Source organism: Rhodoplanes roseus (assembly GCF_003258865.1).
Lineage (GTDB): Bacteria > Pseudomonadota > Alphaproteobacteria > Rhizobiales > Xanthobacteraceae > Rhodoplanes > Rhodoplanes roseus.
In genome coordinates, this window is sequence record NZ_NPEX01000573.1 from 1 (window position 1) to 1,291 (window position 1,291).

Below are 1,291 nucleotides of genomic sequence, written 5' to 3' on the forward strand. Positions count from 1 at the left end.
GTTCGGCGCTGCGCGCCGCCCCGGAATGACCAATCACGTGATCAGCCGGATACCCGCTCACGCCACCTTGCGGGTGTCGGCGATGTCGATCACCGGCACGCCGACGCGCGAGAGCAGGCGGTGCAGCGTCTCGATCTCGACGCGGCTCGGCTTCGGCATCGGCGCCCGCATGAACGGGTTCGGGATCAGGCCGGCGAGCCACGTCGCGGTCTTGTAGCGGATGTGCAGGCGGGCCATGTCGGCGACGTAGTCCTGCAGCTCGGAGAGGCCGCCGTCCCAGATCGCGCGTGCCGTCACGATGTCGTTGCGGTCCCACGCGTCGAGGTGGTCCATCATCGGCTCGACGGCGAAGTTCCAGAAGCCCGACAGCGTGCCGTCGAACATGCCGGTGGCCTTGTACTCGTGCCAGCGCGAGGCGAGTGCGCCCATGACGGCGACGTGCCGGTCGAGCGAGCGCAGGCCCTTCGCGATCAGCCGGAAGCCGTCGTACATGTAGGTCATCTTCCAGCCGACGATGTTGGGGACCTCGCGGCAGATGCGCAGGGTCGCGCCGATCGGCAGGCCCGGATAGAAGGGCGGCTTGGCGCCGCCGACCGGGTGGGTGACGATCGGCAGGTCGACGACGCGGTCCTGGGCGATGATCTGGTCGAGCCAGATCTCCGGATAGGCGTCGGCGTCCCAGCACGACGTCACGTCCTGGGCGCCGCCGGGCGGCGTGACGAAGATGCCGTCGACGCCGAGCGCCTTGCAGTCCTTGGCGGTCTCGATGGTCTCCTCGGTGGTCAGCGCCCATGTGCCGGCGATCAGCGGCACCTTGCCGTTGTTCTCCTCCTGGGCGATCTCCAGCACGCGGCGCTTCTCGGCGCGGGTGAGATAGAAGATCTCGCCGGCCTCGGGATTGATGCACAGGCCGCCGCCCATCTTCACGAAGCGCTCGTTGTCGAGGAAGTGGCGCAGGAATCGGCGATACGCGGCCTCGTCGATCTTCATGTGCTGATCGTAGGGAAGCAGGGTGGCGACGTAGAGGTGGTCTCCGACGGTCTTCATCAGTCTGGTCTCCTGGTGTTTTCTCGACGGGCTCGGGCGGGCGGGGGTCAGGGCGAGATCTCCTCGAGGACGCGCCCCTTGGTCTCGGTGGCGAACAGCGCCGTGATCACGGCCGCGACGGCGGCGACGAGGCCGAAGGCGAGGAACACGGCCTCCAGCCCGATGCCGATCATGGCGCCGACGATGCTCGGTCCGATCATCGAGGCGAGCCGCAGCCACGCCGTCGCGGTCGAGACCGCGATGG

The 1,291-nt window shown here is 68.3% G+C and carries 1 protein-coding gene and 1 pseudogene; both read right to left on the bottom strand.

Annotation, left to right across the window (positions count from 1 at the left end):
• Nucleotides 1-57 precede the first annotated feature (57 nt).
• Nucleotides 58-1,047 carry a dihydrodipicolinate synthase family protein gene (locus CH341_RS31325; protein ID WP_111423607.1) on the bottom strand — a complete coding sequence of 330 codons (990 nt, stop codon included), beginning with the start codon at nucleotides 1,045-1,047 and terminating at the stop codon, nucleotides 58-60.
• A gap of 47 nt (nucleotides 1,048-1,094) precedes the next feature.
• Nucleotides 1,095-1,291: pseudogene (locus tag CH341_RS34675) on the bottom strand (MFS transporter); the annotation flags it as partial.

Bases quoted from the DNA above. Each gene is read 5' to 3' on its own strand.
- CH341_RS31325 (WP_111423607.1), bottom strand. From the start codon at position 1,047: ATGAAGACCGTCGGAGACCACCTCTACGTCGCCACCCTGCTTCCCTAC.